The 314-nt window shown below is 51.6% G+C and carries 1 protein-coding gene; it reads left to right on the top strand.

Going from position 1 to position 314, the window contains the following annotated elements:
- A partial coding sequence (locus HK24_RS13370) for an SDR family NAD(P)-dependent oxidoreductase (RefSeq protein ID WP_143412348.1) occupies nucleotides 1-314 on the top strand: 314 nt, incomplete at both ends.

Here is a 314-nt window from a genome sequence, read left to right as displayed (position 1 = left end):
GTCTCAGCCATTGCCAGCAATGGCGGTCAGGCCGTCGCTGTTCAGGGAGATGTTTCTCGTAAATCCGATGCGCAGGGCATCGTGGATGCGGCGATCAGTCAATTCGGGCGCTTGGATATTCTCGTCAATAATTCCGGGGTTTACGAATTTGCTTCGATCGACGAGATCACCGAAGACCATTTCCATCGTCTCTTTAATGTCAATGTGCTTGGCACTTTACTGACGACCCAGGCCGCCGCCAAACACCTTGGTGATGGCGGTAGCGTTATCAATATCAGCTCCGTTGTATCTCGTATTACGCCACCAAATTCTGC

The sequence above is a fragment of the Gluconobacter sp. DsW_058 genome, from assembly GCF_002153615.1.
GTDB classification, from domain to species: Bacteria; Pseudomonadota; Alphaproteobacteria; order Acetobacterales; family Acetobacteraceae; genus Gluconobacter; species Gluconobacter cerinus.
The sequence above is the reverse complement of the archived record's forward strand: the minus strand, read 5'-3'. Positions and strand labels throughout refer to the sequence as shown.